Below are 7,983 nucleotides of genomic sequence, written 5' to 3'. Positions count from 1 at the left end.
ATCTGATTCGTCCAAATCATGGATAAACATCAAATATGTAATCTGCTCAATTACTTCAAGTGGATTAACCAACCCACCCGCTGCAAAAATATCCCATAAACTATCAATTTTATTTTTTAATTCACCTGTAATCATCTAATCCTCCAATTTCCACACATATCTTGTGTAACGGCCTCCGCCGATTTTTCTTATTTTTCCGTTTTTCACCAAATCTGCCAGCGTCCTTTGTATGGTTGTATCACTTATGTCTGGATTCATTTCCATTAATTCGGCTTTCGTAATCGTACCTATATGCCCTTTCATCATTTCACAAATACGCTCTGCTTTTGATATACCTGGATCCGTCAATAATTTCACTCTGGACTCAAATTCCTTATAAGCTTTTATAATCACCCCAAGCATATAGTTTACAAAAGGCCTGTAATCATTTTTATTCTCATGCCAGTTCGCAGAACTATCCATAAGAGCTTCATAATATGTTTCCTTCGAGTCCTCTATTATTTTTTCTATGCTAATATATTTTCCCCACGATAAAACCTGATTGATACAACAGAAGCAATGTAAGCAATCGGCTCATTCTCCCATTTCCGTCATTAAATGGATGGATACACAGAAACTCTCAAAATGAACATCATATCTAGCAATAACGGATCTACTTCATCTTTTGCCTTATAAAATGCCTCACAAAAGTTGGCTCTATCGAAGCAGATGTTTCCCAGGCAGCTACCGGTCTGAATCGAACTCTCTCTTTTCCATCTCTATCTGTTTCCCGAGTAATATTATCCGAAGTTTTAAATATGCCGCCATCTATGTTTCCAAGAAATTTATATAAATCTCTATGCAATTGTAAAATGAAACTTGCATTTATTGGAATATAATCATAATTCTCATGAATTGTATTCGAATACATCTCTGTATCCGGCTATCTCCGACTCATCACGATTTCTCGGTGTTGTTTTCGCCTGTACCAGATTCTTCAGCCTGTCATCTGCCGTTGAAATGCCCTCAATCCGGTTTGAAGCCTCTGTACTTTGTATTTTTGCGATTTCCACCAACTGGCTCAGTTCATCTTTGTGGGCTTCAATAAATAGTCTTTGTTCACCCTTATATTCATTGATCAGAGTAAGTTTCTTCACTATTTCCGGAATCAACAGCTCATCCCATTTTTCCAAAAAATCATAAGTTCTCATTCAACACCCTCATCAATCACTTATTTTCTCTATTTGACCTTTATCGTTTAATTAACCATCTTTAGTCTACTATATTTTAATTTAGTCGTCAACCATTTTAATTTAGTCATTTGCTTTACATTTGACTAAATTGAAATCACAAATGACATAATTGAATATTCTTCACTTTATTCCAGCAGACAGAAACCTCGCCCATCTTCCCAATATATCAAAAGTGCCATGCAGGTCGCCAACTTACCTGCATGACACTCGTCCTTTTAAAAAATTAAAACTATATTTGAGACTTTTTATTTGAGACAATACTTATATCTTTTTTATTTTTATGGTTTTAGCCTTTTATGCATAATTAAATCCGGGATATTTATTTCTTAGTGCTGCGGCTCTCGTACCAGGCCAGCCAGCCTCCTACGCCGATTGCCGCCACGATCATGATCCCTACAAAAACATCTACCATGGACTTATTCCTCCGTTCTTATTATGAAAGTCCCTGGCGGCAGCTGATTTCATATATGATAATGCCGCCGTCAGACGCCATATCCTTTTAAGTATGTATCAGCCTGATACATCAAATATGAAATTGGTGATGCACCAGTTGATGGCATGTTTTCGGGGAATCAGCCTTTGCTCCCATCCTGATGCTGTATGTATTGGATGATCACGCTGCGCCTGTCTGTGCAGTAACTGCGCTCCATCCTGCGAGCTTTGGAACAATAACTAATATACACGGCTGTTAATACTGCCAGAAGCGCCGCTGCTATCAGACGAATGCTGTAACGCACACCCTGACGTACTGCTGACCCTATACGCATCATGTTCATCAAACGTACAGGAGCGCCTTCTTCAGTATAATATTCTTCTGGTGCCGTCTTTACCGGAGAAAAAATCGTGCTGGACGGAGGATTGCCAGCCATGGACCGAGAACTCTTCTCATGCAGCCGTCTGATCTGAAAATTCGCATAAGAAAGTGCGGAATCTGTCTCATGTTTCTGAATACACATTCCTGACAATAATACGATCATGATCATGCAGATGCAGATAAAATGTCTTACGATCCTGTTTCTTTCCATAAAAAAGCACCTCTGGCATCATAATACCAGAGGCATTCTGTTTTGTAAAGCAAGGAAACTTAGCGTTTGCCTGTAAATCTTATCTATGAAACTTAGCGTTTGCCTGTAAATCTTATCTGTAAATCTTATATAAAACTTAGCGTTTACCTTTATCGTAGATCTCCCCAAGTGCCCGCGGAGCCTGATTATGCTTGGAAAACAGCATAAGCAGCAGCAAGGTTGCTACATAAGGAAGGATCATGATCAAATCTGAATAACTGCTGGGCAGCCCCAGATTCTGCACGATCTGATATCCCCCAGACTTGGCAAATCCAAATAAAAGGCAGGCTCCCAAAGTGGGAAGGATCTTCCAGTTACCGAAGATCAGCCCCGCAATGGCCAGATATCCATATCCCACATAAATGCTGGAAGAGAATTTAGCAGAAATGGAATAAGCAAAGGAAATACCCGCCAGCCCGGACAACGCCCCAGACATCATAACTGCTTTTACCCGTACTTTTGCCACATCAATACCTGCCGCATCCACAGCATGAGGGTTATCCCCACAGGCACGTACATGCAGACCAAACCGGGTCTTATACAGCAGGTACCATGCCACAAAGGCAAGCACAAGGATCACCACCTCAAAAGGATAAATATTGGTAAACACCGCTCCCAGAACCGGAATCTTTGAAAGCCCAGGAACTGTCCATCTGGCAGAAACACCCAGATCGAATTTGTCAGAAGGTGTCCCAAATACAGATCGGTTGATCACCTTTGTAAGGAATGCAGTAAGTGCCATGGCCAGAATATTGATCACAACACCGCTGATCACCTGATTCGCCTTGAAGCGTACACAAAGCAAGGCATGAAGCAAAGAAAAGATCATACCGCCGATCATGGCAAACAAAAGCGCCACATAATAAACAGCGGAAGAATCCACACTGGTAAACTGCATCAGCATATATGCCACCAGCGCGCCTGTAAAAGCCCCAAAGCCCTGCAGTCCCTCCAGTGCCAGGTTGGTCACACCGCTTCGCTCACTGTAAATACCGCCGATCGCCATAATAAACAGCGGAAGTGCAAAAGAAAGACCATCTATAATTACATTATTCATGAGACTCCCTCCTTTCGCTCTTCTTTTCAAGGTTCTCTTTGGCTTTATCCACTCTGTACCGGATATACATATCACAAGCTGCAAAAAGCAGGATCAGTCCGGTAATAACAGATGCGATCTCCGCATCTACCCCAAGAGAGGAACTCATATAGGTACTTCCTTTGCTGATAATATTGATCAGGAAGGAAGAGCCCAGGATCCCAACCGGGTTGGAATGTCCCAGGATCGCCACAGCAATGGCGTCAAAGCCTGTGCTTGACAGCACCTTGGGCTGTATGGACGCATAATAGCCAAGGTAATAAGACGCTCCTGCAAGGCCTGCCAAAAGTCCGGAAATCATCATGGCAAGGATCATATTCTTGCCAACCGGAATACCTGCATATCTGGAAGCCTTCTGATTGGATCCAACTGCCTTCAGTTCATAACCAAGAACCGTTCTGTCAAAAATATATTTCACAATGATAACAACGATCACCGCCAGAATAATTCCCAATGGAATGTCAAATTTCAGATCTCCGATCTTTGTACCGGAAAGTGTAAGCCTGGCTTCACTGCTCACGGGCTGGGACTGACGGGAAATAGGATTTACGTATCTTGTGTTAATAAAGAAACCTACCACATACTCAATAATATAATTCAGCATGATAGAGGAAACAACTTCATTAATGTTAAATCTATATTTGAGAAAACCGATCAAGCCACCAACCAACGCACCCACAACAGCTGCCACCAGAATCACCAGCGGTTTGGCGATCGGTGCACTTAAGGTGCTGTATCCAACCGTGATCGTAGTGATAAAACCTGCTGCCAGCATCTGTCCGGACACACCAATATTAAAAAGCCCGGTTTTCAAGGCAACTGCCACAGATAATGATGCAAAGATCATAGGAGTCCAGCAGTCCATAAAGCTAAAAAAGTCTGTAAGCATACTCTTGCCGCCTGCATATTTGGCCTTAGGCAGGATCCCGGAGCCCTGAAGAAGGTTCACATATGCATCAAGAGGGTTCTTGCCAAGCAAAAGCAGTACCACTGCCCCCACCAGAAGACTGATCAGTATGGCAAATAACGGGATCGTAAGAAACTGATATTTTTCATTTCCCAGAAATCTTACCAATAGATTTCCCTTTTTCTTTTTTTCCTGCATCAGTCCTTCACCTCCCTGCCATCTTTATCATTCTCATTCTTTACACCCATCATAAACTGTCCAACCTCTTTGGTGGTCAGGGTGCTGGCATCTGCAATCTTCTGGATCTGTCCGTTGTAGATAACCCCGATGGTATCTGCCAGATTCATGATCTCGTCCAGTTCCAGGGAGATCAGAAGAATCGCCTTGCCTTTGTCACGCTCTGCCAGGATCTGCTTGTGGATATTCTCAATAGCTCCGATATCCAATCCTCTGGTGGGCTGCACAAAGATCAGAAGCGGGGTATCCTGCTGGATCTCACGGGCAATAATGGCTTTCTGCTGATTACCACCGCTCATGGAGCGCACCTGTGTACGGTTCCCCTGTCCGCTTCGCACATCATATGCCTGTATCAGCTTTTCCCCGTAAGTCTCAAATTCTTTTTTGTTCAGGATGCCTTTTCTGGAAAAAGGCTCTTTGAAATAGTTCTTCAGTGCCAGATTATCTTCCAGGGTAAAATCCAGGATCAGCCCATAGGTCTGACGGTCTTCCGGGATATAGGCAATCCCTTCAAGAGTACGCTTCCGGATGGAATATTCTGTAATGTTCTTCCCATTCAGCAGAATCTGCCCGCTGTGAGCTTTCATCAGCCCTGCAATGGCATCTGCGATCTCAACCTGTCCGTTGCCGGATACTCCTGCAATGGCAAAGATCTCTCCTCCATGAACAGAGAACGACACATTCTTTACTACCTGGAATTTGTCCTCATTTGTAACCGTAAGATCCTTAACATCAAGGACAACATCACGGAACTTTGCAGGAGTTTTGTCCAGGGTAAAGGACACCTCTCGTCCAACCATTTTGCTGGCCATCTCTTTCGTACTGGTAGACTGCACATCCAGAACATCGATCAACTCACCTCTGCGGAGAATGGCACATCTGTCAGCTACTTTCTTAATTTCCTCCAGCTTATGCGTGATCAGGATGATCGTCTTTCCTCCATCCCGAAGACCTTTGATGATCTTCAGAAGGAACTCGATCTCCTGTGGGGTAAGCAATGCGGTAGGCTCATCGAAAATCAGGATTTCAGCTTCACGGTACAGCATCTTCAGGATCTCCACCCTTTGCTGAACAGAAACATTAATATCCGAGATCACTTTCTTTGGATCTACTTCAAGTCCGTACTGTCTGGAAAGGCGGGCAATCTTCTCATTTGCCCCTTTAATGTCAACATATGGAAAAATCCCCAGTGCTTTTTTCACCGGCTCGATCCCCATGATAATATTCTCTGCAATCGTATAATTGGAAACCAGTTTAAAATGCTGATGTACCATCCCGATATTCAGCTGGGTAGCATATCTTGGGGAACTGATGATCTCTTTCTTTCCCCGGATATAGATCTCCCCTTCGTCTGGTTCATACATGCCGAAAAGCATGCTCATCAACGTAGACTTCCCTGCACCATTCTCACCAAGGATCGCATAGATCTCTCCCTTTTTGATCTGAATGGTCACATCCTTATTGGCAACGATCCCGGGAAAACGCTTGGTAATATGCCGCATTTCCACAATGTAATCTGCCATGCTTCTTCCTCCTTCTGAAAAAGGGGCGTTGTATAATACAACACCCCTCTTATTTCATGGAAACTCAGAAAGACCGGCATGCAGTCTCTCTTTCTTCCTTCAGATCTTATAATCCGGTAAAGTTGTCCGGAGTCATCTCGTTAAAGTTAGCTGCCGGTACGATCTCTCCACTCTTTACTTTTGCAAAAGCTTCATCGATCTTGGAAATTGTATCCTCGGAAAGCTGGCATCTCTCTGGATCGCTTACATATCCTGTAGAATCTGTATCTGCGCCAAGAAGGGCATTCTCACCCTTGAAGCTGCCGTCTTTTACGTTGTTCAGCTGAAGCTCTACGTTCTTGTCCATGATCTTCAGTGCAGATGTAAGCATGATATTGGAATCTCCGTTCACACCATCATTGTACTGGTCAACGTCACAGCCGATCACAGAAACGCCCTCTGCCTCTTTTGCTGCTGTGAATACACCGTTGCCGGATGCACCAGCTGCAACAAACATAATATCTACACCCTCATCGATCAGGGCTTTTCCAACAACCTTACCAGTTGCCTCATCAGAGAAGGTACCGATATAGTTACCGCCTACGTTTGCACCTGTTACATCTGTACCTGCGTAAGATGGAAGCTCAACGATCTCAGCTTTGGCATCATAATTCTTCACAGCATAGTTCACACCGGACATAAATCCGTACTGATAGTTAACGTTGGAAGGATAAGCGATACCATTTACAACTGCAACCTTACCTGTCTTTGTCTCCAGGGCTGCTGCAATACCTGCACAGAAACCGCTCTCCTGCTCTTTGAACTGCATTGCATATACATTGTCGTAAGCAGTCTCTTCTCCATCCTCATTGGTTGGATAAGAATCAACAAGAACAAAATCTACCTCAGGATTCTCTTCTGCGATGGTGCCGATCCCTGCAAACTGGAATCCGCAGCATACGATCACGTCATAATCTGCTACGATATCTGCCACTGCCTGTACAGCTGCTGCAGTATCACCTGTTTCTTCTTTGACAGGTGTTACAGTAGAATCCGGGTTAGCGTCGATAAAGTCCAGAATACCTTCGTAGTTATTCTGGTTGAAAGATCCATCATCTACACCTGATGGAGAGCTGACAATGGCAATCTTCAGAGCAGCACTGGAATCCTCTGCAAAAACGGAAGTACCAAAACCGGTAAGCATTGTCACAGCTGTTGCCGCACTTAACAGAATACTTAATGCTTTTTTCATGAATATCCTCCTTATGCTTTGCGTATACGCCCTGTCTGGGGCATTTGTATATTGATTACTCTATAAGTATAACGCATTTTCAGTTTCCCTGTCCAGTCAAATATATGTCTGGCCAGTAACACTTTTAACAAATTAATTATTCGTGCCATTTTGCTCCGTATTTTTCTTCAATATCAGAGATCATCTGCACACGCACTGCATGGCGTCCTCCCTCAAACTTGGCGCCAAAGAACTCATCAACGATCATTTTGGCCAGCTCCGGTCCTACTACACGTGCGCCCATGGCGATAATATTGGCATTATTGTGCTCTACTGTAAGCTTTGCGGAATATGGTTCGCTGCACACAGCTGCACGGATCCCGGGAACCTTGTTAGCAGCCAGGGAAATACCAATACCTGTACCACAGATCAATACACCTTTCTCAACCTCTCCACGCATAATTGCTTCTGCCACTTTCAGACCAGGCTCCGGATAATTCACCTTTACATTTGGATCGTATGCACCGTAATCTACGCATTCATATCCTTTTTCCTCCAAGTGCTCCTTCAGAATGTTTTTCAGTTCGATGGCAACATGGTCGCATCCAAATCCTACCTTCATATTTTCTCCTTTCGTCATCGGGAAGAAATACTTTTTCGCTTTTCCGGCTAAACTTCCCAAAATAATTGATTCAGCCTTATTATACTATACCA

The 7,983-nt window shown here is 43.5% G+C and carries 7 protein-coding genes and 1 pseudogene; all 8 read right to left on the bottom strand.

What is annotated here, in order from left to right; genetic code table 11:
- Window positions 1-135: type I restriction-modification system subunit M N-terminal domain-containing protein (locus R1Y93_RS08895; protein ID WP_500822533.1), on the bottom strand; the 135-nt coding region annotated here is incomplete at its 3' end.
- Window positions 136-1,190: pseudogene (locus tag R1Y93_RS08890) on the bottom strand (Fic family protein).
- 614 nt (window positions 1,191-1,804) lie between these two features.
- Window positions 1,805-2,257, bottom strand: coding sequence for a hypothetical protein (locus tag R1Y93_RS08885; protein WP_500822532.1), 453 nt, complete (start codon window positions 2,255-2,257; stop codon window positions 1,805-1,807).
- A gap of 136 nt (window positions 2,258-2,393) precedes the next feature.
- A complete protein-coding gene (locus R1Y93_RS08880; RefSeq protein WP_158420842.1) occupies window positions 2,394-3,353 on the bottom strand; it encodes an ABC transporter permease in 960 nt (319 codons plus the stop codon).
- A complete protein-coding gene (locus tag R1Y93_RS08875) occupies window positions 3,346-4,497 on the bottom strand; it encodes an ABC transporter permease (RefSeq protein WP_500822531.1) in 1,152 nt (383 codons plus the stop codon). Before R1Y93_RS08875 ends, R1Y93_RS08880 begins: the two co-directional genes overlap by 8 nt.
- Window positions 4,497-6,059: an ABC transporter ATP-binding protein gene (locus R1Y93_RS08870; protein ID WP_500822530.1), complete on the bottom strand. Its 1,563-nt coding sequence runs from the start codon at window positions 6,057-6,059 to the stop codon at window positions 4,497-4,499. The genes R1Y93_RS08875 and R1Y93_RS08870 overlap by 1 nt, the downstream gene beginning before the upstream one ends.
- 106 nt (window positions 6,060-6,165) lie before the next feature.
- Window positions 6,166-7,290, bottom strand: a complete 1,125-nt coding sequence (locus R1Y93_RS08865; RefSeq protein ID WP_500822529.1) for a BMP family lipoprotein — start codon at window positions 7,288-7,290, stop codon at window positions 6,166-6,168.
- A gap of 136 nt (window positions 7,291-7,426) precedes the next feature.
- A complete protein-coding gene (gene rpiB / locus R1Y93_RS08860) occupies window positions 7,427-7,891 on the bottom strand; it encodes a ribose 5-phosphate isomerase B (RefSeq protein WP_158420884.1) in 465 nt (154 codons plus the stop codon).
- Window positions 7,892-7,983: the final 92 nt, after the last annotated feature.

The sequence above is a fragment of the Blautia sp. HA3515 genome, assembly GCF_059933065.1.
The sequence above is the reverse complement of the archived record's forward strand: the minus strand, read 5'-3'. Positions and strand labels throughout refer to the sequence as shown.

Coding starts and splice junctions, on each gene's coding strand:
- R1Y93_RS08880 (WP_158420842.1), bottom strand. CDS start 3,353: ATGAATAATGTAATTATAGATGGTCTTTCTTTTGCACTTCCGCTGTTT.
- R1Y93_RS08865 (WP_500822529.1), bottom strand. CDS start 7,290: ATGAAAAAAGCATTAAGTATTCTGTTAAGTGCGGCAACAGCTGTGACA.
- rpiB (WP_158420884.1), bottom strand. CDS start 7,891: ATGAAGGTAGGATTTGGATGCGACCATGTTGCCATCGAACTGAAAAAC.
- R1Y93_RS08875 (WP_500822531.1), bottom strand. CDS start 4,497: ATGCAGGAAAAAAAGAAAAAGGGAAATCTATTGGTAAGATTTCTGGGA.
- R1Y93_RS08870 (WP_500822530.1), bottom strand. CDS start 6,059: ATGGCAGATTACATTGTGGAAATGCGGCATATTACCAAGCGTTTTCCC.
- R1Y93_RS08885 (WP_500822532.1), bottom strand. CDS start 2,257: ATGGAAAGAAACAGGATCGTAAGACATTTTATCTGCATCTGCATGATC.